Annotated in this window: 21 protein-coding genes; 8 read left to right on the forward strand and 13 right to left on the reverse strand. The window is 61.3% G+C overall.

Going from position 1 to position 26,220, the window contains the following annotated elements; all coding sequences use genetic code 11:
• Positions 1–14 precede the first annotated feature (14 nt).
• Positions 15–749, forward strand: coding sequence for a FadR/GntR family transcriptional regulator (locus ACIK7D_RS18465; protein WP_127758065.1), 735 nt, complete (start codon positions 15–17; stop codon positions 747–749).
• 47 nt (positions 750–796) lie between these two features.
• On the opposite strand, the gene ACIK7D_RS18470 is transcribed toward ACIK7D_RS18465, so the two are convergent.
• Complete coding sequence (locus ACIK7D_RS18470; RefSeq protein WP_400157008.1) at positions 797–2,014, reverse strand: MFS transporter; 1,218 nt, start codon at positions 2,012–2,014, stop codon at positions 797–799.
• Positions 2,015–2,196: 182 nt separating this feature from the next.
• Between ACIK7D_RS18470 and ACIK7D_RS18475 the strand changes: the two genes are divergently transcribed.
• A complete protein-coding gene (locus tag ACIK7D_RS18475) occupies positions 2,197–3,135 on the forward strand; it encodes an AraC family transcriptional regulator (protein ID WP_080820666.1) in 939 nt (312 codons plus the stop codon).
• 9 nt (positions 3,136–3,144) lie between these two features.
• On the opposite strand, the gene ACIK7D_RS18480 is transcribed toward ACIK7D_RS18475, so the two are convergent.
• From ACIK7D_RS18480 to ACIK7D_RS18490, 3 genes are read right to left on the reverse strand one after another with little or no spacing between them, the layout of a single operon-like run.
• Positions 3,145–6,423: an error-prone DNA polymerase gene (locus ACIK7D_RS18480; protein ID WP_400157009.1), complete on the reverse strand. Its 3,279-nt coding sequence runs from the start codon at positions 6,421–6,423 to the stop codon at positions 3,145–3,147.
• The gene (locus tag ACIK7D_RS18485) at positions 6,420–7,937 is read right to left on the reverse strand and encodes a Y-family DNA polymerase (protein ID WP_400157010.1); all 1,518 of its coding nucleotides are present in this window, start codon (positions 7,935–7,937) and stop codon (positions 6,420–6,422) included. Before ACIK7D_RS18485 ends, ACIK7D_RS18480 begins: the two co-directional genes overlap by 4 nt.
• The gene (locus ACIK7D_RS18490; RefSeq protein WP_127758068.1) at positions 7,852–8,616 is read right to left on the reverse strand and encodes an ImuA family protein; all 765 of its coding nucleotides are present in this window, start codon (positions 8,614–8,616) and stop codon (positions 7,852–7,854) included. Before ACIK7D_RS18490 ends, ACIK7D_RS18485 begins: the two co-directional genes overlap by 86 nt.
• 231 nt (positions 8,617–8,847) lie before the next feature.
• Here ACIK7D_RS18490 and ACIK7D_RS18495 point away from each other — a divergent pair, with 231 nt between their 5' ends.
• The 3 genes from ACIK7D_RS18495 to ACIK7D_RS18505 all read left to right on the forward strand — a co-directional run bounded on the left by ACIK7D_RS18495 (position 8,848) and on the right by ACIK7D_RS18505 (position 10,862).
• Positions 8,848–9,204, forward strand: coding sequence for a DUF1304 domain-containing protein (locus ACIK7D_RS18495; protein ID WP_080820661.1), 357 nt, complete (start codon positions 8,848–8,850; stop codon positions 9,202–9,204).
• A gap of 4 nt (positions 9,205–9,208) precedes the next feature.
• Complete coding sequence (locus tag ACIK7D_RS18500) at positions 9,209–10,498, forward strand: glycerate kinase (RefSeq protein ID WP_400157011.1); 1,290 nt, start codon at positions 9,209–9,211, stop codon at positions 10,496–10,498.
• A gap of 115 nt (positions 10,499–10,613) precedes the next feature.
• Positions 10,614–10,862, forward strand: coding sequence for a hypothetical protein (locus tag ACIK7D_RS18505; protein WP_080820656.1), 249 nt, complete (start codon positions 10,614–10,616; stop codon positions 10,860–10,862).
• Between the two features lie 273 nt (positions 10,863–11,135).
• On the opposite strand, the gene ACIK7D_RS18510 is transcribed toward ACIK7D_RS18505, so the two are convergent.
• From ACIK7D_RS18510 to ACIK7D_RS18535, 6 genes are all read right to left on the reverse strand, one after another.
• Positions 11,136–12,323: a Gfo/Idh/MocA family protein gene (locus ACIK7D_RS18510; RefSeq protein WP_400157012.1), complete on the reverse strand. Its 1,188-nt coding sequence runs from the start codon at positions 12,321–12,323 to the stop codon at positions 11,136–11,138.
• A gap of 21 nt (positions 12,324–12,344) precedes the next feature.
• Positions 12,345–13,397 (reverse strand): sugar phosphate isomerase/epimerase, encoded by a 1,053-nt coding sequence (locus ACIK7D_RS18515; RefSeq protein ID WP_059757362.1) that lies wholly within the window; start codon positions 13,395–13,397, stop codon positions 12,345–12,347.
• A 145-nt stretch (positions 13,398–13,542) separates the two neighbouring features.
• The gene (locus ACIK7D_RS18520) at positions 13,543–14,616 is read right to left on the reverse strand and encodes an ABC transporter ATP-binding protein (protein WP_400157013.1); all 1,074 of its coding nucleotides are present in this window, start codon (positions 14,614–14,616) and stop codon (positions 13,543–13,545) included.
• Between the two features lie 17 nt (positions 14,617–14,633).
• Positions 14,634–15,482 carry a carbohydrate ABC transporter permease gene (locus ACIK7D_RS18525; RefSeq protein ID WP_035220775.1) on the reverse strand — a complete coding sequence of 283 codons (849 nt, stop codon included), beginning with the start codon at positions 15,480–15,482 and terminating at the stop codon, positions 14,634–14,636.
• Positions 15,475–16,413: a carbohydrate ABC transporter permease gene (locus tag ACIK7D_RS18530; protein ID WP_400157014.1), complete on the reverse strand. Its 939-nt coding sequence runs from the start codon at positions 16,411–16,413 to the stop codon at positions 15,475–15,477. The genes ACIK7D_RS18525 and ACIK7D_RS18530 overlap by 8 nt, the downstream gene beginning before the upstream one ends.
• A 70-nt stretch (positions 16,414–16,483) precedes the next feature.
• Complete coding sequence (locus ACIK7D_RS18535; protein WP_400157015.1) at positions 16,484–17,785, reverse strand: ABC transporter substrate-binding protein; 1,302 nt, start codon at positions 17,783–17,785, stop codon at positions 16,484–16,486.
• 195 nt (positions 17,786–17,980) lie between these two features.
• Between ACIK7D_RS18535 and ACIK7D_RS18540 the strand changes: the two genes are divergently transcribed.
• The 3 genes from ACIK7D_RS18540 to ACIK7D_RS18550 are packed head-to-tail and all read left to right on the forward strand — an operon-like array spanning position 17,981 to position 20,992.
• A complete protein-coding gene (locus ACIK7D_RS18540) occupies positions 17,981–19,180 on the forward strand; it encodes an ROK family transcriptional regulator (RefSeq protein ID WP_020809468.1) in 1,200 nt (399 codons plus the stop codon).
• Positions 19,181–19,232: 52 nt separating this feature from the next.
• Positions 19,233–20,333 carry a Gfo/Idh/MocA family protein gene (locus ACIK7D_RS18545; RefSeq protein ID WP_400157016.1) on the forward strand — a complete coding sequence of 367 codons (1,101 nt, stop codon included), beginning with the start codon at positions 19,233–19,235 and terminating at the stop codon, positions 20,331–20,333.
• A 17-nt stretch (positions 20,334–20,350) separates the two neighbouring features.
• On the forward strand, positions 20,351–20,992 hold the full coding sequence (locus ACIK7D_RS18550) for a ThuA domain-containing protein (protein ID WP_003523774.1): 642 nt from the start codon (positions 20,351–20,353) through the stop codon (positions 20,990–20,992).
• Between the two features lie 76 nt (positions 20,993–21,068).
• Here the strand turns inward: ACIK7D_RS18550 and ACIK7D_RS18555 are convergent, their stop codons facing one another.
• The 3 genes from ACIK7D_RS18555 to xylB form a co-directional block, all read right to left on the reverse strand.
• Positions 21,069–22,448 (reverse strand): GH1 family beta-glucosidase, encoded by a 1,380-nt coding sequence (locus ACIK7D_RS18555; protein WP_400157017.1) that lies wholly within the window; start codon positions 22,446–22,448, stop codon positions 21,069–21,071.
• Positions 22,449–23,174: 726 nt separating this feature from the next.
• Complete coding sequence (gene xylA, locus ACIK7D_RS18560; RefSeq protein ID WP_080820641.1) at positions 23,175–24,485, reverse strand: xylose isomerase; 1,311 nt, start codon at positions 24,483–24,485, stop codon at positions 23,175–23,177.
• A 241-nt stretch (positions 24,486–24,726) separates the two neighbouring features.
• On the reverse strand, positions 24,727–26,181 hold the full coding sequence (gene xylB / locus ACIK7D_RS18565) for a xylulokinase (protein ID WP_400157018.1): 1,455 nt from the start codon (positions 26,179–26,181) through the stop codon (positions 24,727–24,729).
• Positions 26,182–26,220 lie beyond the last annotated feature (39 nt).

The following is a 26,220-nucleotide window of genomic DNA, read 5'->3' on the forward strand; positions in this document are numbered from 1 at the left end:
CAAGGGAGGCTTGCTTGGGGCTGCTCGAAACGACGATAAGCGGGCGAAAACGCCGGAACAGCCACGCCCATGTGGTCTCCGAACTCGGCAGCGCCATCGTCTCGGGCAGAATTGCGGAAGGCTCCCTGCTGCCCAATGACGCGGAACTCTCCATGCGCTTCGGGGTCTCGCGCACCGTGCTGCGCGAAACCATGAAGACGCTGGCGGCGAAGCGGCTGGTGGAGCCCAAGGCGAAAGTGGGCACCCGCGTTCTTGACCGCTCGAGCTGGAATTTCTTCGATCCGGATGTGCTGGGCTGGCGCTGCGAGGCCGGCATAGACCAGGAATTCGTCACGCATCTGGCGGAGATCCGTCTGGCGCTGGAGCCGGCAGCGGCAGCAGCAGCGGCCCTGCAGGCCTCCAATGACGATATCGTTTCGCTTTACGTCATCGCCGCCAAATTCGATAATCCGAAACATACACCGGAAAGCATCGCCAAGGTCGATCTCGAATTCCACCTCGCCGTGGCGCATATGTCCGGCAACCCCTTCATGCGCTCGGCAAGCGGGCTGATCGAAGCAGCACTTGCCATTTCCTTCCAGCTCTCGTCGCCGGCCGCTTCGCCTGGCACCATCGCCGAAATCGCGTCCAATCATCTGCGCATAGTCCACGCCATTGCAGCGCGTGACGCGGATGCGGCGGTGAAAGCCATGCGTCATGTGATCGAGGTCGGTAAAGACCGGACGCAGAATGCGATCAAGACGGTTTGAGGAGGAGTAGGACCCGCAGGGGATGCGGGTCCGTTTTCTCCAACCAATTACCCCTGCGATGCCTCGACCTGCGGCACCACGCCACGGCGCGACGCCATCAGCGATGCACCGAGAAGGGCGGCAATCGCCACGAAGACGAAGACCATCGTCGCCCCCTGAAGATCGATCAACAGGCCGCCCAGAACCGCACCGCTGGAAATGGCGATCTGGAACGTGGTGAGCAGCAGCGCACCGGCGCTTTCCGCTTCATCGGAAGCGGCCCGCGTGATGAAGCTCTGCACACTGACCGGAAGCGCACCGAAGGCGAAGCCCCAGGAGGCGATGGCAAGGCCGGCAATCAGGGGCGACGCACCCGCCACGACCAGAACGGAGGCCGATGCCGCGATGAGAGTCGCCGCAAATGTCACGGCCCATGCCGTGTTTTTCTCGGAGAGGAAACCGCCGAAGAGATTGCCGAAAAAGCCGCCGACACCATAAATTAGAAGGACGAGCGAAATCGCCTCGACGCCAAGAAGCGTCACATCTTCCAGGAACGGACGGACATAGGTGAAGCCGGCAAAATGACCCGCAACGATGAACAGCGTCGTCAGAAGGCCGATCCGCACCTGCGGCCGCTGCAACAGGCGGAACATGGTGGAAAGACCGGGTGCGCCAGCCGGCGGCAGCGACGGAACGGTGAGCAATTGCACTAAAAGTGCGATGACACCGAGCGCGCCCGCAACCACAAAGGCCGAGCGCCAGCCAAGCGTCGCGCCGATCCATGCGCCCACCGGCGCTGCACAGACGGTAGCGACCGAAACCCCTGTCAGGATAATGGCCATGGCGCGCGGCATCTTCTCAAGCGGCACGAGCCTCAGCGCCAGCGCCGCCGACATGGCCCAAAAGCCGCCAAGGCCGATGCCGAGCAGGACGCGCGAGGCGAACAGCATGAAAAGACCGTTGGCGAAGGCGGCCAGCGTGCTGGAAATGATCAGCAGCGTGGTCAGCCCAAGCAATGTCCAGCGGCGGTCGATGCTGCGTGTGCCGATGACGACGCCGGGGCCGGCGACCGCCGCGACCAGCGCCGTAACGGCGATGGATTGACCGGCAATGCCGGAGCTGACGGCGAGATCGGCCGAAAGCGGCGTAAGAAGGCTGACCGGCAGGAATTCCGCCGTCACCAGCCCGAAAACGCCGAGCGAAAGCGAAACCACGGCCGCCCATTTCGCATCCGGCTCTGTCTTGCGCGGCACATATTCAAGCTCGTTTATGGTCCGGTTGTTCATGAAAATCTCCTGACGCGCATTCCCGGAATGCGTCCTGAAACGGAAAGGCGAAATGGTGAAACCGGTGGGAGCCTGGTTCAACAACCGCAAATCGATGCACATAAGCTATGCGTGACATCTCGGCGTTTCCATGCTAGAAAATCCATATTCCTTAACCAAACATCCGAATTTGCGAGAGCGCCATGAATGATGCCCTGACCGAAATGTTGCGTGGCCTGAGGCTCGATGGTGTCGAATACGGCCGGTGCCGCATGGCCACACCCTGGGCGACAGCCTTTCCCGAACAGGAAGCCGCGCGGTTTCATTTCATCGGCGTCGGTCAGGCGAAATTGCAGAAACCTTCCGGGGAATGGCTGACGCTGACCTGCGGCGACGCCGTGCTCCTGCCCCGTGGCCACGCCCATGTGCTGGGCAGCGGCGAAAATGTGACGCCTTCCCCCTTCGACCGTTTCGGCAAGAAGGAAGTGTGCCAGGGCGTTTTCGACTTGCAATGCGCCAGCGCCGGCGGCGATACCGTGGCCTTTACCGCTTCCATGCGGTTCAACATGGACAATCTGCACCCGCTGCTGCAGCTGATGCCGGATGTGATGCTGACCAGCGATCTGGCCAAAAGCGACCCGGCCATCCCCCATCTGCTTGAAGCCATGACGCGCGAGGTGGAACTGAACCGCGTCGGTGCGGGCGGCATTCTGGCAAGGCTTGCCGATGTGCTGACCGCGACATTGATCCGTACATGGGTGGAATATGGCTGCGGCGATTCCAGCGGCTGGCTGGCCGCCGTGCGCAATCCCGAACTCGGGCGGGTGCTGGCCGCCATCCACCTCAACCCCGAAAAGGACTGGAGCGTGGAGGAGCTTGCCTCGCTGATGGGCGCATCCCGCTCCAGTTTCGCGGAACGTTTCACCCGCGTGGTGGGCGAAAGCCCGGCCCGTTATGTGGTGCGCGTGCGCATGCATCAGGCGCGGCTGTGGTTGCGCGAAGGCATGCGCGTGACAGTGGCGGCGGAAAAGCTCGGTTACGATTCCGAAGCCTCCTTCAGCCGCGCCTTCAAACGTGTGCTCGGCGCGCCGCCCAGCCAGTTCCGCAGGAAGGACACGGCCGGGCTGGAGGATGCGGCATAGGAATATGTCTCAGTGGAAATTGCGGGAAATGACCTTTATCCGCTCCACCTCATCGTCATCATCGACCGTAGCCGGCGCGTGTTTCCTGATAGTGCGATGATCTTCCGGCGGCATGCCGTGGTGGAACTCATCGCCCCGCCCATGCGGCAGGGGAAAAGCGCGATTGCGCTCGCCCACGCTTGCCAGGGCCTCTGACAGATCGGTCAGCCGGTGGGCGACCAGATGGACCACCTCACCTTCCCGCTGGATTTTGCCGTAAATGCCGACCATGCCGGCGGACAACACCACGCGGCGGTATTTTTCGAAGGTTTTGACCCACAGCACCGCATTGGCAATGCCCGTCTCGTCCTCCAGTGTCATGAAGATCACGCCCTTTGCCGAACCGGGGCGCTGGCGCACCAGCACCAGACCGGCCGTTTCCAGCCATGTGCCATCCCGAACGCGCACCGCCTCCGCACAGGTGACGATGCGGCGGCGGGAAAGATCATGCCGCAGGAAGGTCATGGGGTGTTCGCGCAGCGTCAGCCCAACATGGCCATAATCCTGCACCACCTCGCCACCATCAGTCATGGGCCTGAGCGCAACGGAGGGTTCCTGAAGCTCTTCGATAACGGCATTTTCCCTGATGGAAGCGGCGGCGAAAAGCGACAGCGGCTCATCCCGCAGGGCCTTGATGGCCCAGAGCGCCTCGCGCCTGGCAAGCGAAAGCGCCGGCAAAAAGGCATCGGCTTCGGCGAGACAGACAAGGGCGGCGGCCGGAACACCCGCCCTTCGCCACAGATCGTCAACGGAGGCAAAAGGCCGATCCTGCCGGGCGGCGACGATTTTTGCAGCATGATCATTGGAAAGCCCCTTCACCATGCGCAGGCCAAGCCGCACGGCAAAGCGCTCCTCACCCTTGCCATTCTTCTTGCCCGTAGGCTCCAGCGTACAATCGAAGCGGCTGCTATTAACGCAGACCGGACGCACCTCGACACCATGATCACGCGCATCGCGCACGATCTGCGCCGGGGCGTAAAAACCCATGGGCTGCGAATTGAGAAGCGCCGTACAGAAAATATCGGGATGATGGCATTTCAGCCATGAGGAGGCATAGGCGATCAGCGCGAAGGAAGCCGCATGGCTTTCGGGGAAACCATAACTGCCGAAACCTTCCAGTTGCTTGAAGATGCGTTCGGCGAATTCCTGCTCATAACCGCGCTCTACCATGCCCGTGACCAGTTTCTCCCTGAATTTGGAAATGGTGCCTACATTCTTGAAAGTCGCCATGGCCCGGCGCAGCTGGTCCGCTTCATCTGCGGTGAAACCGGCGCAATCCATGGCGATCCGCATCGCCTGCTCCTGAAACAGTGGAACACCCATCGTCTTTCCCAGGACGCTTTCAAGTTCTTTTTTCGGAAAAAGGACCGGCTCCTTTCCCTGCCGGCGGCGTAGATAGGGATGCACCATATCCCCCTGAATGGGGCCGGGGCGAACGATGGCAACCTGAATGACGAGGTCGTAAAACTCCTTCGGCCTCAGGCGCGGCAGCATCGACATCTGCGCCCGGCTTTCAATCTGGAACGTGCCGAGCGTATCGGCCTTCTGGATCATGGCATAGGTAGGCCCGTCATCCGGCGGCATGGCGGCGAGATCATATTTCTCGCCCATGCGTGCCTCCAGCATGTCGAAGCCGCGCTTCATGCAGGAGAGCATGCCAAGCGCCAGGCAATCCATCTTCATGAACTTCACGACATCGATATCGTCCTTGTCCCATTCGATGATCTGGCGGTCGTCCATGGCGGCGGGTTCGATCGGTACCAGCTCGTCCAGTCGGTCATGGGTCAGAACAAAGCCACCCGGATGCTGGCTGTGATGGCGCGGTGTGCCGACAAGCTGGTTGGCCAGTTCAAAGGCAAGCTTCAGGCGGCGATCCTCCATATTGAGGTTCAGCTCCTTCACCTGCTTTTCACCTACCCCCTCGCTCCAGCGCCAGACCTGCGAAGACAGAAGTTTGGTCAGGTCTTCCGGCAGGCCCAGAACCTTGCCGACATCGCGCAGCGCTCCACGCCCGCGATAACGGGTAACGACGGAACAGAGTGCGGCCTTGTCACGGCCGTAGGTGTCATAGACCCACTGAATGACCTCTTCGCGCCGCTGGTGTTCAAAATCCACGTCGATATCCGGCGGTTCTCCCCGGTTCTCGGAAACGAAACGTTCGAAGACGAGATTGCTGAAAAGGGCAGGATCGATGGCGGTGATGCCAAGCACAAAACAGATAACCGAATTGGCCGCCGAACCACGTCCCTGACATAGAATATCTTTTGAGCGCGCATAACGGACAATGGCATTCACGGTCAGGAAATAGGAGGCATATTGCAGCCTGCCGACAACCGCCAGCTCATGAAGCAACGCCTTTTCAACCTTCTCCGGCAAACCGTGCGGATACCGCCCCGGCACCGCCTCCCATACCAGTTTTTCCAGCGCCTGCTGCGCCGTCAGCCCCGGCAGCGTGCGCTCCTCGGGATATTGATAGACCAGTTCCTTCAGCGAAAATTTGCAGCGTTTCGCGATTTCGAGACTGCGGGAGAGCGCCTCGGGGTAACGGGCAAACAGCCGGTGCATCTCTTCCGGCGGTTTCATATAGCGGTCGGCATGCCGCTCGCGGCGAAAACCCGCCTCGTCGATGGTGCAATTGTGCCGGATGCAGGTGACGACATCCTGCAGCATGCGCCGCTCGGGCACATGAAACAGCACGTCATTGGTCACCACGGTCGGTACACCTGCGGCTAGCGCCATGTTCGACAGTTCGAAAAGACGCATCTGGTCATTGGGACGTCTTCTGAGGCTGAGCGCCATATAAGCCCGGTCGGCAAAGGCGGCCCTCAGCCGCCGCAGGCGAAGCGCGCAGAGATCATCGGCCAGATCGGCGAGCAGCACCACGATCAGGCCTTCGCCATAGGCAACAAGATCGTCCCAAGCCAGCCGGCATTTGCCCTTGCCGCCCCTTTTCTTGCCGATGGAAAGCAGCCGGCAAAGCCGCCCGTAAGCCGGGCGATCCATGGGATAAACAAGCACGGAAAGATCGTCATCCAGATCGAGCCGGCAGCCGATGATGAGGCGGATGCCATGATTATTGGCGGCTTCATAAGCGCGGGGAATGCCCGCAAGACTGTTGCGGTCCACGATACCAAGCGCCTCGATGCCGAGGCTTTTGGCCTGTTCGAAAAGCTCTTCGCAGGAGCTTGCCCCACGCAGGAAGGAAAAATGCGTGGTCACCTGCAGCTCGGCATAACGGGGCGTATTCATGCAAAGACCCCATGGATGAACCAACCCTGCGAGCCCGTTTCGGCATGTTCGCCATCACCGGAGCGGAAAATCCAGAAGCGCTCGCCGCCTTCGTTTTCCACCATGAAATAATCGCGCACCGCAGCCTTTTCCCGGTCGCGTTTCCACCATTCGCCGAACACCCGTTCCGGTCCGTCGGCGCGCCTGACATTATGGCGCGCGCCTTTCCAGAGGAAATAACGCGGCGGATGGTCGGGCAGCAGCGCCAGCGTCTCGATGGGTTCAGGCCTGGCAAACAGCCTGACTGGACGCGGCCAGTGGCCGGGCCAGCCGAGCGTATCATCAGGCGCCAGCGCCGCAACTGAAGTAAGGGAACGTTCCGGCACATCGCTTGCCACCGCCGCATAACGATAGACCCGGTGGCCGCGATTGAGGATGACATCGACCGTATCGGCGATTTCCGCACGGCCTTCCTCCAGAAGCGAAGAACGGGCCTGCGCGGCGACAAGCGGCTCGGCATGGGTGGCGGTCAGCACCATCATCTCGATGCCGAAGCCGGGATCGATGGTGTCGATACGGTCGGTCAAAAGCCGGACAAGCTGTTTGACATCGCGCACCGGTCTGGATGTGCCGGCCCGTATGGCCTGCAGGCCGCTATCCACCCGGTGCAGCACCAGATCGACCCGGCGCGCGCCGAGGCCGCGCTTTTCCAGCGCGACGCAAAGTTCGGCAACCAGCTTTTGGCTATAACGGGCAATCGTTTCCGCCGCTGCGATGGGTTCGGGAAAGGCGCGCCGCACCTCCACCAGTTCGGCCACACGCACCGGTTCGATGGGTTCGCTGATCTCGCCGAGCGCCTGGGAAAGACGGCGAACGATCTCGGGGCCGAAACGCAGGGTCAGCGGCGCGCGCGGGGCTTCGGCAAGCTCGCCGATGCTGCGGAAACCGAGCACCTTCAGCCCGGAAACGATACGCTCCTCCACCCTGAGCGCAGCAAGCGGCAAGCCGCTGATCGCCGCACGCTGCCCGCCCGGCGGCACGATGCTGATTACCTCAGGGCTAAAACGCGCCAGCGCATGGGCCGCACCCCAGCTATCGGCAATGGCGGCGCGGGCGGTAAAGCCTGCGGCATGCAGGCGGTTGACCATGCCGCTTAGCATCAGCGTCTCATTGCCATGCAGATGGTCCGCACCCGCCGTGTCCAGCACCAGCCCGTCGGGTGGGTCGGCGGCGACGATCGGGGCATAGATGCGCAGGAAATGAAAGGCCAGCTGCTGCAGGGCGCGGGCATCACCAGCCGCATCCAGATCTTCAACGAGAAGACCCGGCACCAGCGCCTGCGCCTTGCTGACCGGCGTGCCGGGGCGGATGCCCGCTGCCTTTGCCGCCTTGTCGAGCGCCAGCACCAGCCGGCGGCTGCCCTGACGGCCGATCATGACCAGCGGCTTTTCAACCGGCGGCGCGTTCTTGCCCGAAAGACGCCGGAAACGATCCGTCGGCCATGTCGGCAGGTAGAGCGAGACGACCCTTTGCATCACAGGCTTCCACTTCAAATTCGGCACTTTCGCCGCCGCGACATCGCAAAAGCTCCAGAAACCAGCGCGGCCTGCCCACTCCCGGCACCGGCAGGGGGGATGAAGGCCGCACGGAAATGCGCCAGCGGGTCACCGCCGCCGTCGGCTCACCGAACAGCGCCGCATCGGCTTGACGCCGGAAGCGGCGGATGGCGATGCCGGTAACCCCAGAGGTTTCCGCCGCCAGCTGCAGCCGCCGCGAGGCGGTCATCGGCAGTTTCGCCACTTCACCCATCACCGCGCCGAAACCATTGCAGCGCAAGCCCTCCTCGAAACAGTCGAGCACGCCTTTCTCATCGCGGCATTCAACGATGATGAGCCGGTTCTGCGACAGGCCGGCCTGTGTCAGACCCGGCATGAACAGATCCCGCCGGGTGACACACCATAAAACCTTGCCGGAAAGCCGTGCCGCCACACCGGCAGCAAACAGCGCTGCCGCTGCCCCATCGGCAGCGCCATTGCCGCCGCCGCTCAGCTCATGCAGGCAACCGAGCTTCAGCCCGCCTCCCGGCAGGTGATGGTCGATGGCATCCACGCCGAAAGGCAGGGTCTCGTGCAGCCGCTCAGGGCCGTTACCGATCCTTTCCAGCCTTTCACGCAGCTCTTCGACAACGAGCAACTGGTCCGCGCGCTTTTGCATGGCATGACGGTTTTCAATTCCGGATTTTCAATCTTGCTGTTCTTGTTTTGTTCCTATTTCAGCAAAGAGTCAAGCAACAGGCTGTCGCTCATCAACAGTTTGCACGGGAAGAGAGGATTAAGCCCTTGCAGCGCTTCGTCCCGCCGTTAAAACGGAATTGTCCGTTCGCTGCCGTTCTTCTCACGAGAAACCGATGCACCACGGACATCAGCGTTTTGGAGGAAACCGCCGATGATCGCCAGCATTCTGATTGCCGTGGTTGCGGCCATCCACATTTACATCGTCATTCTGGAAATGCTGCTGTGGGAAAAACCGGCCGGCCGCAAGGCCTTCGGTCTCTCGGCGGATTTCGCCCGGCAGACGAAGGTGCTGGCCGCCAATCAGGGGCTATATAACGGATTTCTGGCAGCCGGGCTGATCTATGGGCTCATGCAGGGCGATACCGGGCTGAGCTTCAAGGTCTTCTTCCTCACCTGCGTTCTGGTGGCCGGTATTTTCGGTGCCGTTACCGCCAATACCATGAAGATCCTGTTCATTCAGGCGCTGCCCGCCCTTTTGGCGCTTGGCGCGCTCTGGATTGGAGTATGAACCGATGACCGCATGGAATGACAGCCGCGCCAAAGACGCCCTCAACCGGATTTTCATGGCGGCAGTCGCAAGCGCCGATCCAGCAAAGGTGCTGCAACACCACCTTCCCTCCCCGCCCAAAGGCCGCTGCGTGGTGGTGGGGGCGGGCAAGGCCTCGGCCGCCATGGCTGCCGCGCTCGAAGCGGCATGGCCGCATGTCGATCTTTCCGGTGTGGTGGTGACGCGTTACGGTCATGCCGTTCCAACCTCCCGTATCGAGATCATCGAGGCCTCGCATCCCGTGCCTGATGACAAAAGTGCGGAAGCGGCCAAACGCATTCTCGCCGCCGTTGAGGGCCTGACGGCCGAAGACATGGTGATCGCGTTGATTTCCGGCGGCGGTTCGGCGCTGATGGTCGCCCCCGCCGAAGGCATGACGCTTGCCGACAAGATGGCCGTCAATCGTGCTTTGCTTGCCAGCGGCGCGACGATTTCGGAAATGAACGCCGTGCGCAAGCACCTCTCCCGCATCAAGGGCGGACGGCTGGCGCTGGCCGCCAAACCGGCCAGGGTTGTTTCACTGCTGATTTCCGACGTGCCCGGAGACGACCCCTCCGAAATCGCTTCCGGCCCGACGGTTGCCGATCCGAGCGACATCGAAACCGTGCGGGAAATCGTCTCGCGTTATGCGCTCGATCTTCCCGAAAACGTGCGCAAGGTGCTGGAAAAAGGCGAGGAAACCCCGAAGGCGGGCGATATCGAGGAAGATATCCGGCTCATCGCCGCTCCCTCGCTCGCCCTGCAGGCGGCAGCGGATGAGGCGGTGAAACTTGGCCTTACGCCGCTCATCCTCGGAGATTCGCTGGAAGGCGAGTCAAAAGATGTCGGCGCCGTCATGGCCGGCATCGCCCTTTCCGCCAGCCGCAAGGGCCTGCCGGTCAAAGGCCCGGCCGTGCTGCTTTCCGGCGGCGAAACCACGGTCACGCTGAACAGGGGAGTTGGCGGCAAGGGGCCGGCCGGCAAGGGCGGCCGCAATACGGAATTCCTGCTGAGCCTCGCGCTGACGCTCAAAGGTGCGGACGGCATATGGGCCATTGCCGGCGATAGCGACGGCATAGACGGCGTGGAGGATGCGGCGGGTGCGGTGGTGACACCGGACACGCTTGCCCGCATGCGCGCTGCCGGTGTCGATCCGCGCCAGTCGCTCGTGGGCCACGACAGCTACACCGCTTTCAGGGCAGCAGGAGACCTTGTCGTGACGGGGCCGACACTGACGAACGTGAATGATATCCGCGCGATTTTGATCGGGGGATAGCGGGGGAGTTAGCAGGGATTACCGGCCTTCAGGCATGGGCGTCGTGGAGGGAAGACGTTTTGACTATGCCCTCGGACAGGAGTAATCTGGCGGGATATCCTTTGGAGCCTCAGCCATGCGTTCTGGAGTGCTCATACTTGGCCTGATCATGGCCCTTATTCCAAGTTTGGCGGATGCCCACAATTGCAAATGCCGAAATCGCGGCGTCATGTTCCAGCTCGGCCAGACATCCTGCCTGAAGGTCGATGGCGGCTCTTATCTCGCGCGCTGCGAGATGAAGCTCAACGTTTCGTCCTGGACAAAGATTGAGGACGGTTGCCCCATAACGGAACGGGCGCAGACGCAGTCAAGCCGCGTCAATTGATGGCGTTGGGTGGAGGCAGGCCAAGCTCTGCATCGCAGTCGCGTATCGCCACAGCCTTCATCCTTCCGGTTCCGACAAATAATCCTGAACCAAGAGCCAAGCGATGACGCGAGCGCATGCCACTTGTTTCTTCTCCCCGGCGGGGAGAAGTCCGCGGCAGCGGGATGAGGGGGCAAGGATCGAGATATTCGGCAACGTTGCCCCTCATCCGACCCTTCGGGCCACCTTCTCCCCGGCGGGGAGAAGAAGCTTGCCACGCCCCCGTGCGCAATCTTATAGCTTCACCCAGCCGCCATTCTTCTTGCCGGACTCGATGCAGGCCGTGACGAAAGCGACACCTTTAACCCCGTCATCCACGGTCGGGTAAATCACCGCCGCGTCGAGCGCCGAGCCGGTGCGGCGGGCTTCGATGGCATGCGCCGCCTCGGTATAGATGGTGGCGAAGGCTTCGAGATAACCTTCCGGGTGGCCGGACGGAATGCGGGTGACGCGTGCTGCCGCAGCCCCTGCCCCGGCGCCGCCACGGGTGATCAACTGCTTGGGCTCGCCAAGCTTCGTGAACCAGAGATAGTTCGGGTCGGCCTGCGTCCACTCGATGCCGGCCTTGTCGCCATAAACACGAACCTTCAGCCCGTTTTCGTGACCGACCGCAACCTGGCTGCACCAGAGCAGCCCCTTGGCCGCCTGCTTGCCGCCCTTTTGCTTGAAGCGCAGCATCACATGCGCGTTGTCGTCCAGCCGGCGGCCTTCGACAAAGGTGTGCACATCCGCCGCCAGCTCATCCGCTTCCAGACCGGAAATGAAGCAACCGAGATTATAGGCATGGGTGCCGATATCGCCGGTGGAACCGCCGACGCCCGATTGCGCCGGATCGGTACGCCAGACAGCCTGTTTCGCACCGGTCTGTTCCACCGCTTCCGTCAGCCAGTCCTGCGGATATTCCATCTGTACCAGACGGATGGTGCCGAGTTCACCGGCCTCCACCAGTTCCCGCGCCTGCCGCACCATGGGATAGCCGGTATAATTATGCGTGAGGATGAACAGGGCATCGGCCTTGTCGGCCACCTGCTTCAGCTTTTTGGCGTCTTCCAGGTTGGAGGTCAGCGGCTTGTCGCAGATGACATGGACGCCGCGCTCCAGAAACGCCTTGGCGGCCGGATAATGCACATGGTTGGGGGTGACGATCGCCACGGCCTCAATGCCATCCTCACGCAGCGCTTCCTTTTCGGCCATTTCCTCGAACGAACCGTAGCAACGCTCGGGATCTAGCCCCAGCTCACGGCCGGAGGCGAGGGATTTTTCCGGCGTCGAGGACAGGGCCCCCGCCACGAGATCGAAGCGATTGTCGAGCCGCGCGGCCATGCGGTGAACGCCGCCGATAAATGCCCCCGAACCGCCACCCACCATGCCAAGGCGAATCCGCTTGTTCGCCTTGTCGGTTGTCTTTCCTTCAATAGCCATAATATCTCCCCTGAAATGCTCTCAAAGCCCAAGCATACGGCGGTTGGCCGCATCGTCTGTGCCGCTCGATGCGAAATCGTCAAAGGCTTTTTCCGTGACGCGGATGATATGCGCCTTGACGAATTCGGCCCCTTCCCGGGCGCCATCTTCAGGGTGCTTCAGCGCGCATTCCCACTCGACCACGGCCCAGCCATCGAAATCATTGGCCGCCATCTTGGAGAAGACCGCACCGAAATCCACCTGCCCGTCGCCCAGCGAACGGAACCGACCCGCGCGGTTGACCCAGCCCTGATAACCGCCATAAACGCCCTGCCGTCCGGTCGGATTGAACTCCGCGTCCTTGACGTGGAACATCTTGATGCGGTCCTTGTAGATGTCGATATTGTCGAGATAATCGAGGCATTGCAGAATGTAATGCGAGGGGTCGTAGAGCATGTTGGCGCGCTTGTGGTTCTTCACCCGCTCCAGGAACATCTCGAAGGTCACGCCGTCATGCAGGTCTTCGCCCGGATGGATTTCGTAGCAGACATCCACACCCTGCTCATCGGCATAATCGAGGATCGGCGTCCAGCGTTTCGCCAGCTCATCGAAGGCCGTTTCCACCAGACCGGCCGGGCGCTGCGGCCACGGGTAGACGAAGGGCCAGGCGAGCGCACCGGAGAAGGTCGCATGCGCCTTGATGCCGAGATTTTTCGACGCCTTCAGCGCCAGCTTCACCTGCTCCACCGCCCATTGCTGACGCGCCTTGGGGTTGCCGCGCACTTCCGGTGCGGCAAAACCGTCAAAGGCCTCGTCATAGGCGGGATGAACGGCGACGAGCTGACCCTGCAGATGGGTGGAAAGCTCGGTCACTTCCACGCCGTTCTGGCGCGCAACACCGGCGAACTCGTCGCAATAATCCTTCGATTCCGCTGCTTTTTTGAGATCGATCAGCTGCCCGGCCCAGGTCGGCACCTGCACGCCGAGGTAGCCTTTTTCCGCCGCCCATTTGGTAATGCCGTCCCAGCTGTTGAAGGGTGCGGCATCGCCGGCAAACTGGCCGAGAAAAAGACCCGGCCCCTTGATCGTTCTCATAAAATAACCTCCCTGTATCGATACAGTTTAGCGGTAAAACCGCTTTGACTCCCAGCGCCAAGCTAACCGCTCGTAATTTTCAGACAAGCCCCAAAAGCGGAGGGGCGAGAGAATTTCGCCATTTCACTAAAAAAGCGAAGTAGGTTTAAAGCGCCAGCCCGCTGGCCCTGTCGAACACATGCACGCGCTCATGATGCACGGTGGCGGCAAAGGGTGCGTTGACCTTCACCAGCTGCTCGCCATCCACCACGGCCGTCACCTGATCACCCGCCAGTTCAAAGACCACATGGGTCTGCGCACCGGTCGGTTCCACCAAGACGGTGCGGCCGGAAAGCGAGATATCACCGCCAATGGTCGAGCCGATATGTTCGGGGCGAAGCCCGATCGTTACCGGCTGGCCGCGTTTGACCTTTCGGGAGGCGGCAATGCGGATCGCGGTGCCGTCCTTCAGCCGGGCGGCGGGCTGATCGCCCTCACCATCGACCACGCATTCGATGAGGTTCATGGCCGGTGAGCCGATGAAGGCCGCGACGAAGAGATTGGCGGGCGTCTTGTAAAGTTCGAGCGGCGTGCCCTGCTGTTCGATGCGGCCGTGATTGAGCACCACAACCCGGTCCGCCAGTGTCATCGCCTCGATCTGGTCATGGGTGACATAGATGGACGTCGTTCCAACTTTCTGGTGCAGCGCCTTGATTTCACTGCGCATCTGCACGCGCAGCTTGGCGTCCAGGTTTGACAGCGGCTCATCGAACAGGAAGACCGCCGGGTTGCGCACCACGGCCCGGCCCATGGCGACACGCTGGCGCTGCCCGCCGGAAAGCTGCGAGGGCTTGCGGTCGAGAAGCTTGCCGAGGTCGAGCATGCGGGCGGCTTCCGCCACGCGCTCCTCGATGACGTTTTTCGGCTGGCCGGCGAGCTTCAGGTTGAAGCCCATATTTTCGGCCACCGTCATATGCGGATAAAGCGCATAGGACTGGAACACCATGGCGATGTTGCGCTCACGCGGGGTCATGCCATTGACCACCCTGTCGCCGATGAGGATATCCCCGCCGGTGATTTCCTCCAGCCCGGCGATCATGCGCAAAAGTGTGGACTTGCCGCAACCGGAAGGGCCGACCAGCGCGATGAACTCACCATCCGCTATATCAAGCGAGATGCCGTGGATGACATCGAGCGAGGCATAGGACTTGGCGATATCCTTGAGTTCGACGGAAGCCATGTTTTGCTCCTTTCAGGTCACGATTTGACGGCACCGGCCGTCAGGCCCGCGATGATGTGTTTCTGTGCGAGGAAGAAGACGATGACGGTCGGCAGGATCGTCAGCGTGATGAAGGCGAGCACCAGCTGCCACTCGGTGCCGAATTCGCCACGATAAACCATGATGCCGAGCGGCCAGGGATATTTCGATTCCGAATTCAGCATGATCAGCGGCAGGATATAGCTGTTCCAGCTGCCAACGAAGGAAACGATGCCAACGGTGGCGACGATCGGCCGCGAAAGCGGCAGGGAAATGTGCCAGAAGAAGCGCAGATACCCGCAGCCATCCACGAAGGCGGCCTGAAACAGTTCCTCCGGCAGATTACGGAAATAATTGCGGAAGAGAAGAATGCTCATGCCAAGCCCGAAGGCCACCTGCGGCAGCACCACACCCCAATAGGTGTCGAGCAGGCCGAGATCGCGGATGCGGATGAACAGCGGCAGGATGGCGGTGGCCGCCGGGAACATCAGCCCCAGCAGGAAATAATTGAGCAGGAATGACGAGCCGAAGAACTTCACATGCGCGAAGGTGAAGGCCGCCATGGCCGAAACGGTGAGCGTCAGGAACACCGTCAACAGCGCGATGACCAGCGAATTGAAGATCTGCAGCCAGTAACGTTTGCCGAAGAGAATATCACCGTAATTGGCCCATTGCCATTCCGCCGGAATGCCGAACGGGTTGACGCGCAGGTCTCCCAGCGTCTTGAAGCCGCCAAGTGCGGTGGTGAGCAACGGGATGAGCACGATGGCCGCGATCAGGCTTAGCGATATATAAAGATAAAGCTTGGTTTGCAGCGGCATGCGGACGGAGGTGGATGTGTCAGTCATGGCGCATGAAAATCCTTTTGTAACCGAAGGCGAGCGTCACGCAGATGACGAAAAGAACGACGCCGACCGCACTGCCAAGCCCCACCTGCATGCGCATGACGCCGTAAGTGTAGAGGAACGTGACCATGGTCTGCGTGGAGTTGGACGGACCGCCGCCGGTGAGCGGCATGATCATGTCGAACAGCTGCAATGAGCCGATAACCGCAAAGAAAACGGAAAGACGAACGGTGGACCCGAGCATCGGCAGGGTGACATAACGGAACTTCTGCCAGCCGGAAGCGCCATCGATTTCGGCGGCTTCCAGCACGTTCTTGTCGACGGACTGAAGGCCTGCGATGAACAGCATCATGTGGAAACCGAAATATTTCCAGACGATGACGCCGAGCACGGCATAGATCGCCACATCCTTGTCGGCCAGCACGTAAGGGTTGGCAAAGCCGAAGAAATTGGAAATGGCAGCAAACAGGCCATAATCGCCATCATAAACGAAACGCCAGATCAGACCCGCCGCAACATCCGCCAGGACATAGGGCAGAAAGAACACCAGCCGGAAGGCGACGACGCCCGGAATGCGGTGCGCCAGCATCGTGGCGAGCCAGATGGCCAGTGGGATCTGGATCAGAATGGAAATCAGGATGATGAGGCCGTTATTGAGCAGGGCCTGCGAAAAGGCGGCATTGCCGAACAGGACCTGAAAATTCCTTAAGCCGACGAAATCCGTCGGCGTGCCATAGCCGTTCCAGCGATAAAGGCTGTACCACGCCGCCTCGCCCATGGGCAGGATGACGAACAGGGTAAACAGCAACAATGCCGGCGGCAGGAAGACCAGAAGGGTCAGCGCCCGGTCATGCGCAACCGAACTTTGCTTGCGCTTTGTCTTCGCCGCGCCGCGCGCCGGTATCGACGCAGAAGTCATGGAAATATCCGTCATCTCTATCCGCTTTCATGGAGGCAGATAATTGCGGCGCCGCATCCCGCGCGGCGCCGTCATGGAACACAAATCAGCGAAGCTCGAAAGCGTCCTGAATTTGCTTGGCGCCCTCTTCCGCGCTCATCTGGCCGGAAACGATCTCGACGGAGACGTCGTTGACGACACGGCCGACGGTGGCCCCCAGCGTCTGGTCGAAGAAGTTCTGGTGCCAGGTGGAGCCGGCAAGCTGTTTGGCCGAATCCGCCAGCAGCGGGTTCTTGACCGCGCCGTCCGCTCCGCTCGCAACCGGCAGGATCATGCCGGCAGCCGCCATCTTTTCTTCGCTTTCCTTGCTGGTCAGGAATGTCGCAAAATCAATGGCTTCCTTGGATGCATTTTTCGTGACTGCCCAGCCGTTCAGACCGCCCAGCGTATCGGTGGCCTTGCCCGCGCCGCCCTCGACGACGGGGAAGGCGAAGCGGCCGATATTGTCTGCGGCCAGCCCCTTGCCGTCACCGGCATTCTTGCGCTGGTTGGCTTCCGTATTGTCGAAACCGAGAATAATCGCTGCCTTGCCATCACCGAAGACGCCGAGCGCCTGCGGCCAGGTGGAGCCGAGATAACCGGGCTGGAAGGGTTCCAGCTTGCCGAATTCGGCCAGCTGCTCGCCGGCCTTGATGATGGCCGGATCCATGAAGCCTTCGCCCTCACCCTTGCGGGCGGCATCGAACACGGCCTGCCCGCCATTGCGCATGACGAGATAGCTCCAGTAGAAATGGATCGGCCATTTTTCACCGCCGCCGCCGGCGATCGGGACGATGCCCGCTTCCTTGATCTTCTTGACCGTGGCGCTGAAATCGTCCCAGGTCTTGATGTCCTCGGCCTTCACCCCGGCCTTGGCAAACAGCTCCTTGTTATAGAAGAAGCTGACGAGGCTGACCTTGTAGGGCACGGCCCAGACCTTGCCATCGAAAGAAAGGCCGTCGATTGCGGATGCATTGTAGGCCTGACGCAGCTTGCCGCCATCGGCGTCGAAAACCTCCGTCAGGTCCTTCAGTGCGCCGGTCTTGGACTGTTCCTCAAGAACGCCGCCACCCCAGCTATAGAAAAAATCCGGCACGTCGTTGGATTGCAGCAGCGTCGGCAATTTTGCCTTGAAAGCCTCGTTTTCGAGGAACTGCAGCTGAATATCGACATCGGGATGCTTGGCCTCGTATTCCTTGGCGATCTCCTCCCAGACAGCCACGGATTTCGGGTCCAATTCCACATGCATCCATTTAACGACGGTCGCCGCCGAGGCGCTGGCCGCGCCGAGCATCAGGGCTATGCTTGTCGTTGCGGCAAAGGCGATCCGCCTGCCGCTCAGGCTTGCGCCTGCGTGCCAATAGGTCATGTTCGTGATCCTCCCTGGGGTTCCTCACCATTTATTCCCCAATGCGGATTAATTCACCCCACGCCCTGCCCAATGTCAAGGCGGGTTGCTGATTTTTTACCCTGACGGCTTGACACACCCCTCCCGGCAGACGTTATTTAATCCGCAATCCGATATAAATTCGTTTTAGATCGAACCCGATCGCAGCAGGACCCCATGAAGACCGCAGACCCCGAATTAATGCGCGCGATCAACAGGCTGAGCGTGCTGGACAGTATCCGCCGCCATGGGCCGATCTCGCGGGTGGAAATCAGCGAAAGAACGCAGCTCTCCACCACCACCGTTTCGGCGATCACCGCCTCCCTGCTCGATGACGGGCTGATTCTCACCCGCCATATCGGCGATATCCGCACCGAAGGCGCACGCGGCAGGCCGCGCGTGATGCTGGAACTGAACCCGGATGCCGCCCGCGTGGTGGGCGCGAAGATCGCCGCGAGCCGCATGGTCTTCGTCGTCACCGATTTCTGCGGCAACGTGCTTTCGACGCTTGCCCTGCCGATCCGTGTCGACCGCCAGCCGATTGGCGTCATCGCTGATCTGGTGGAGGACGGGGTTCGCCGCTGCGTGGTCGATGCCGGTCTTTCGCTGGAAGATGTGGACATGGTCTGCCTCGGCCTGCCCGGCGTCATCGAACATCGCACCGGGAAAATCCGCAGCAGCCCGATTTTGCGGGAAGTAAACGTCAATTTCGCCGAGGAAATGACCGCACGGCTGAATTCGCCGACCATCATCGAAAGCGACGCCCACGCCATCACGCTCGCCCACCACTGGTTCGGCCATGCGCGCGATCTGGAAGACATGGTGCTGATTTCGCTCGAACAGACGCTCGGGCTTGGCGTGCTGCATCAGAACCAGCTGTTTCGTGGTGCCGGCGGTCTCAGCCACAATCTCGGCGATCTTGTCATCGGCCTTGCCAATGAGGGCACGGTGCGGCTGGCGAGTCAGGCGGGTGAAAACGCCATTCTGGGCTCACGCCCTGCGGATGGGCGCTTTGCCGAGGCGATCCGGCTCGGCCGTGGCATGCAGCATGCCCATGCATTGATCGCGGCGGAAGACCACGATCTCATCGCGGCCGCTTTGCGCGCCGGCGCAGCCCTCGGCCTGACGCTTGCCAATATCGTCACCCTGTTTGCGCCGCCGCGCGTCATCATCACCGGCTCCAGCCTCGAGCTCGGAGAACCCTTCATCGCCAGCATCCGCGACAGCTACAACGCCGCCGTGCCGCCCTCGCTGGCCGGCGTCGCCGAGCTTGTTTTCGACATTGCGAGCGACGAATTATGGGCGCAGGGGGCAGCGGCCGTCGCGCTTTACGAGCTTTACGAATCGCCATGGAACACCACGGGGCCGGCACTCTGACCAGCAAGGTTGAGCACGGGCTTGGCATTTCTGATTTACGGGAGGAAATCACATGAACAGGGTCGGTATCGGCATCATCGGCTGCGGCAACATTTCCAGCGCCTATCTCAAGGCCATGGCGTCGTTTCCCATTCTCGACATTCGCGGTCTCGCGGATATGAACGAGGCGGCGGCGAAAGCCCGCGCCGATGAATTCGGCCTTCAGGCAACCAGCATCAACGCGCTTCTCGCCGATCCTTCCGTGGAGATCATCGTCAATCTGACCATTCCCAAGGCGCATGTGGAGGTGGGGCTGCGCGCGCTGGACGCCGGCAAGCACGCCTATTCCGAAAAACCGCTCGGCATCAATTTCGCCGAGGGCAAACGGCTGGCGGATGCGGCAAAGGCAAAGGGTCTGCGCATCGGCTCGGCCCCGGATACCTTCCTCGGCGGCGGGCACCAGACCGCACGCCGACTGATAGACGAAGGCGTGCTGGGCCAACCGGTTGGCGGCACGGCCACCTTCATGTGCCCCGGCCATGAACGCTGGCACCCCAACCCCGCCTTCTATTACGAAGTTGGCGGCGGGCCGATGCTGGATATGGGACCCTATTACATCACCGATCTCGTCAACCTGTTCGGCCCGGTCGCCAGGGTGGCGGGTTTCGCCATCGCGCCACGCAATGAGCGCCTCATCACCAGCGAGCCGAAGAACGGCGAAAAAATCCCCGTCCATGTCGCCACTCATGTTTCCGGCGTGCTGGCTTTCGAGAACGGCGCCGTGGTGCAGGTGGGCATGAGTTTCGATGTAGCGGGCCACAAACATGTGCCGCTGGAACTCTATGGCACTGAAGGCACGCTGATCGTTCCCGATCCAAACCATTTCGGCGGCGAAGTGCAATTGCTGAAGAAGGGCGGCCAGTTCGAGCCGCAGGCGCTGTCATCCCCCTATGCGGACGGCAATTATCGCTCGATAGGTGTCGCGGATATGGCCCATGCGATCCGCGAAAACCGCCCGCATCGCGCTAATGGCGATCTTGCCCTGCATGTGCTGGAGGTGATGGAAGCCTTCCAGACCGCATCGGACAGCGGCGCCGCCGTTTCCATCACCACCAAGGCGGAGCGCCCTGCCCCGCTTGAAACATCGCTGGTCGACGGCCAGCTCGGCAAATAATCCTGAGGAGGAAATAAATGCGCGAAGCACTCATCGTCTGGGGCGGTTGGAGCGGCCACGAACCGCAGGAATGCGCCACCATCGTCAAGGACATGCTGGAGGAAGACGGTTTCAAGGTCTATGTCGAGCACAGCACGGAAGCTTTCGCCGATCCTTCAGTGCATGATCTCAGCCTCGTCGTGCCCATCGTCACCATGTCGAAGATCGAGAAGGAAGAGATCAAGAACCTGACGGCCGCCGTGGAAAACGGCGTCGGCATTGCCGGCTTTCACGGTGGCGCGGGCGACAGTTTCCGCGAATGCGTCGAATATCAGTTCATGATCGGCGGCCAGTGGGTTGCCCATCCCGGCAATATCATCGACTACCATGTCAACATCACCCGCCCCGACGATCCGCTGATGGAGGGGATTTCCGATTTCCCCTATACATCGGAGCAATATTACATGCATGTCGACCCCTCCAACGAGGTGCTGGCGACGACGAAGTTTACAGGCGACCACGCATGGTGGATCGACGGCGTGGTGATGCCGGTGGTCTGGAAACGCAAATACGGCAAGGGCCGCGTCTTCTATTCGGCGCTCGGCCATCAGGCCAAGGAGTTTTCCGTGCCGCAGATGAAAACCATGTTCCGCCGCGGCGCGAATTGGGCGGCGCGTTGAGGTTATCGGCGACGTCATCAACTCTGTTGAAACTTGTCGTCTTTGAGCCTTGCATTGATGGTGACGAGGAGAGGTATCACCCCTTCGTCACATCATGGTTCCCCTTGGGAAAGCCCGAAGCTAGCGTGCTGTACCACTTACCGCTGTTCTTCAGCGTGCGCACCTGTGTGTCGTAATCCACATGCACGAGACCGAAGCGCATGCGATAGCCCTCGGCCCATTCGAAATTATCCATCAGGCTCCAGGCGAAATAACCGCGCATCGGATAACCCTCGCGGATGAGATCGGCGACGATGCCGAGGTGTTCGGCGTAATAGTCGAGACGCGGCTGGTCATCCACCTCGCCGTTTTCGACGTCCATATTATAGCAGGCGCCGTTTTCGGTGATGTAGCATTCCGGCAGGTCGTAACGCTTGTAGAGCGTTTCCACCAGCGACTGCAGCGCCGGGGCATAGACCTCCCAGCCGATATCGGTCTTCACATCGCTGACGGCCGGGGCCGGTATGGTCGCGGGGAATTCCGCGCCCGGTGTCGCATCGTCGGCAACGCGCATCGGCGTGTAATAATTCAGGCCCCACCAGTCTAGCTTCTGGCTGATGATGGCGAGGTCTTCCGCCTCCACCACCGGCATGCGGCTTCCCAGCGCCTCCATCATCTCGGCCGGATATTCGCCCTTGAAGACCGGATCGAAAAACGCGCCGTTGTGGAACTGGAAGGCCCGTTCGGCGGCCTTGAGATCGGCCTCGCTATCGGAAGCCGGGATGACGGAATGGGCATTCAGCACCAGCCCCACCGGCACCTTCGGCGCGACATGGCGGGATGCCTCCACACCGAAACCATGGGCGAGATTGATGTGATGCATGGCGGCAAGGGCCGCCTCCATGTTGCGCTCTCCCGGCGCATGAATGCCATAGAGATGGCTGAGCCACACCGCGCACCAGGGTTCGTTGAAGGTCGCCACCGCATCCAGCCGGTCGCCCAGGCGGGCCATCACGGTCTTGGCGTATCGCTGGAAAGCGTGCGCGGTGGAGCGCGAGGCCCAGCCACCATCGCCCATCAGCGTCAGCGGCAAATCCCAATGGTAAAGCGTCGCATAGGTCTTGATACCGCGCGCCTTGCAGCCATCGACGAGGCGGTCGTAGAAATCGAGCCCCTTCTCGTTGATCGGCCCGAAACCATCCGGAATGATGCGCGGCCAGGCGATGGAGAACCGATAGGCCTCGACACCCATGTCCTTGATGAGATCGAGATCCTGCTCCCAGCGATTATAATGATCGCAGGCAATATCGCCATTGTGACGCTCGAAGACGTGGCCCGGCATGTTGCAGAAGGCGTCCCAGATGGAGGGCTTGCGGCCATCCGCCCGGGTGGAGCCTTCGATCTGGAACGAGGCGGTCGCGACGCCGAACAGGAAATCGCCGGGGAAACGGGCGGCTAGCGTTTTGGGATCGGTCATCTACGAGGCCCTTCTCTGTCCATCGAGCGTGAAAAGATCAGCAGCGGTTTAGACCATGTCGGCCGGCAGGTACAGTCGTGGGCGGCAGGAATCTACAACGTTTCAGGATGCGCAGTTAACAAGTCCAAAGCGCTTTGCATGCGGGCGCGCCGCCGCAGCGGTTTGCCGGCGGCGCGAGAGATCGACCCGGCGAATGCGGGTGGGAGATGGGAGGTGGTGGAAGTCGTTGCATTCACCGGGCCGTATCATCAGGGCAGCCTGGGCAGCCCATCGGTCACAGCCTTTTCACGGCACCTATCGGATCGGTCCTTCCCGCCTCTGGCCCGGCGGAATGCCTTTCCGAAACACGGTCTGCCAGAACCATGCTTGTCGATGCCGGCCTCCGGTTCGCGAAAGACGCCGCGCGTATCGCCCTTCCGTTCCGGTTGCGGGAGGAATGATGCGGCCAAATGGGCAGATGGGGATGAGTGGGGAAGGATTTTTTCGGAAGTGGCTGAAAAGGATGGAATGCTGGCGCAGAGTTTTCCGCATCTTTTGGAGCAGAACGGAGAGCAAGCCCCCCTCATCCGGCCCTTCGGGCCACCTTCTCCCCGGCGGGGAGAAGAAATATGCCGTGCCCTCAGCGTGGCAAGGAGTGTGGAGCTTGTTCTTCTCCCCGCCGGGGAGAAGTGCCGGAGCGTAGCGAGGCGATGAGGGGGCGACGTAGCCATCGCCCCCTCCATCGCGTCAAACGTAACGATTGACCACGTTTTCGAGATATTCCTGACGACCGGACTTCGGCTCGGGATTGATATCCTCGCGTTCGACCAGGGCGGCAATCTCTTCCAGCTTCAGTTCGCCGCGCAGCATCTTCTGGGCTTCCGGCTCCTCCCACTTGGCATAACGGTCCTTGAGCGGCTTCGAAAGCGCACCGTCCTCGATCATCTTCGCCGCCGCCTTCAGGCCGCGGGCGCAGCAATCCATGCCGCCAATATGGCCGATCAGCAGGTCCTGCGGATCGAGCGACTGACGGCGCAGCTTGGAATCGAAGTTGGTGCCGCCGTTCTTGAAACCGCCACCGGCCAGAACATGGTAATAAGCCAGCGCCATTTCCGGCACGTTATTGGGGAACTGGTCGGTATCCCAGCCGGACTGGTAATCGTTGCGGTTCATGTCGATGGAGCCGAAAATGCCGAAGGCATTGGCCATCGCCAGTTCGTGCTCGAAGGAATGGCCGGCGAGAATGGCGTGGCCCTGCTCGATATTGACCTTCACTTCCTTTTCCAGACCGTTCTTCTGCAGGAAGGCGTAAACGGTGGCGACGTCGTAGTCATACTGGTGCTTGGTCGGCTCCTGCGGCTTCGGCTCGATCAGGATCGTGCCTTCGAAGCCGATCTTGTATTTATACTCCACCACCAGATTGAGGAAGCGGCCGAGCTGGTCGAGTTCACGCGACAGATCGGTGTTGAGCAGGGTCTCGTAACCTTCACGGCCGCCCCAGAGAACATAGTTGGCGCCGCCGAGCTTCTTGGTGGCGTCCATGCAGGTCTTCACCGTTGCAGCGGAGAAAGCGAAAACATCCGGGTCCGGATTGGTCGCCGCGCCCGACATGAAGCGGCGGTTGGAGAAGAGGTTCGCCGTGCCCCACAGAAGCTTCACGCCGGTATCGGCCTGCTTTTGGGCAAAATAATCAACGATCTCGTTGAGGTTCTTGGTATTCTCCGCGAAGTTCCGGCCCTCCGGGCGCACATCGGCGTCGTGGAAGCAGTAGAACGGCGAACCGAGCAGCGAGAAGAATTCGAAAGCCACGTCGGCCTTCAGTTTTGCCGCTTGCATCGTATCTTCGAACCATGGGCGCAGGAAGGTCTGGCCGCCGAAGGGGTCGCCGCCCGGCCAGGTGAAGGTATGCCAATAGGCCACCGCGAAGCGCAGGTGATCTTCCATGCGCTTGCCGGCGACGATTTCGTCGGGGTTGTAATGACGGAAGGCCAGCGGGTTGGTGCTGTCGGGGCCTTCATATTTGATCTTGGCGATATCGCCGAAGAAACCTGTGCTCATGGTGATCCTCCTCTTGGGGTGGGTTTAGATGGTGTTCTGAAATTTCAGGGTTGGCGTTTGCCGCTCACCCCCCTCTGTCCTGCCGGACATCTCCCCCTCAAGGGGGGAGATCAGCAGGACGCTATCGATCGCTCCATACTCAGCCTCGCATGAGGACGAGATGTAGCCGCTTGTCGATCTCCCCCCTTGAGGGGGAGATGCCCGGCAGGGCAGAGGGGGGTGAAGCCGCACACGCCGTGTCTCAATGCGAAAGCGCCCGAATAGCCGGATAAAGCGCATGATAGCGCCGGTAAGCCTCCTCATAGGCGCCGGCCAGCGCCGCCACCGGCTCGATGGTCTGCGCCGTTTCCGGCTGCGCGCAAACCGCCACCGGATCGGCCCCGGTCGCGGCGATGAGGCCGAGGCGGGCCGCACCGAAGGCGGCGCCGAAATCGCCCTCGGCTGGAATATCGACGGGCACGCCGAGCGAGGTGGCGATGGAGGCCAGCCAATAGGCCGAGCGCGAACCGCCGCCGATGGCGGTGACGCGGGAGATGGACGTGCCAGCCGATTTCAGCGCTTCGAGATTGTCCCTGATCGCGAAAGTCACGCCTTCCAGCACCGCCTGGGTCAGCGCCTTGCGGTCGCTTTCATGCGAAAGGCCGATGAAGGAGCCGCGAATGGCGGCGTCGTTATGCGGGGTGCGCTCGCCAGAAAGATAGGGCGCGAAGGTCACCCCGGTCGGTGCAAGCAGCGTCTCGCCCAGCTCGCCGGTCAGATCGGCGACGGATTGGCCGGTGAGGCGCGAGTACCAGTTCAGCGCATCGGTGGCGGAGAGGATGACGCCCATCTGGTGCCAGGTATTGGGCAGCGCATGGCAGAAGGCATGCACGGCGCTTTCCGGCTTCGGCAGGTAAGATGCATTGGCGGCGAAAAGCACGCCGGATGTGCCGAGCGACACGAAGGCATGGCCTTGCCTCACCGTGCCCATGCCGCAGGCGGAAGCAGCATTGTCGCCCGCGCCGCCGGCAACGACGGTGCGGCCGGAAATGCCCCATTCGGAGCCAAGTTCGGCGCGCAGCACGCCCGCCTCATCCGTGCCTTCCACCAGCGAGGGCATGTGTTTTTCATCCAGCCCGGTGGCGGCGAGAAGTTCGGAAGACCATTTGCGCGCGCCGGTATCGAGCCAGGAGGTGCCGGCGGAATCCGACATTTCGGAGATGTATTCGCCCGTCAGCCACAGACGCAGATAATCCTTCGGCAGCAACACCTTGGCCACTTTCGCGAAGATTTCAGGTTCGTTCTTCGCCACCCAGGCAAGTTTCGGCGCGGTGAAACCGGGGAAGACGATGTTGCCGGTGATCTTGCGGAAACGCGGATCGGCATCCAGCGCGGCGGCCTCGGCATAAGAGCGCGTGTCGTTCCACAGGATGCAGAGGCGCAGCACCTTGCCGGCCGCATCGATCAGCGTCGCGCCATGCATCTGGCCGGAAAGGCCGATGCCCTTGACGGCGGCAAGCTCCTTCGGAAACTTCTGCTTCAGGCCGGCAACGGCGGTTTTCGTCGCGGCAATCCAGTCGGCCGGGTCCTGTTCGGACCAGCCGTGATGCGGGCGCGAAACCTCCAGCGAGCCGTTGGCCGAGCCGATGATTTTCTGATCGCCGTCCATCAGCAGGGCTTTGACGCCGGATGTGCCAAGATCGAGACCGAGATACATGTATTTCTCCATTCCGGCGCGCCATGCGCCGCTTTCAGC

Origin of the sequence: Agrobacterium sp. P15N1-A (assembly GCF_044626815.1) — a bacterium.
GTDB classification, from domain to species: domain Bacteria; phylum Pseudomonadota; class Alphaproteobacteria; order Rhizobiales; family Rhizobiaceae; genus Agrobacterium; species Agrobacterium leguminum.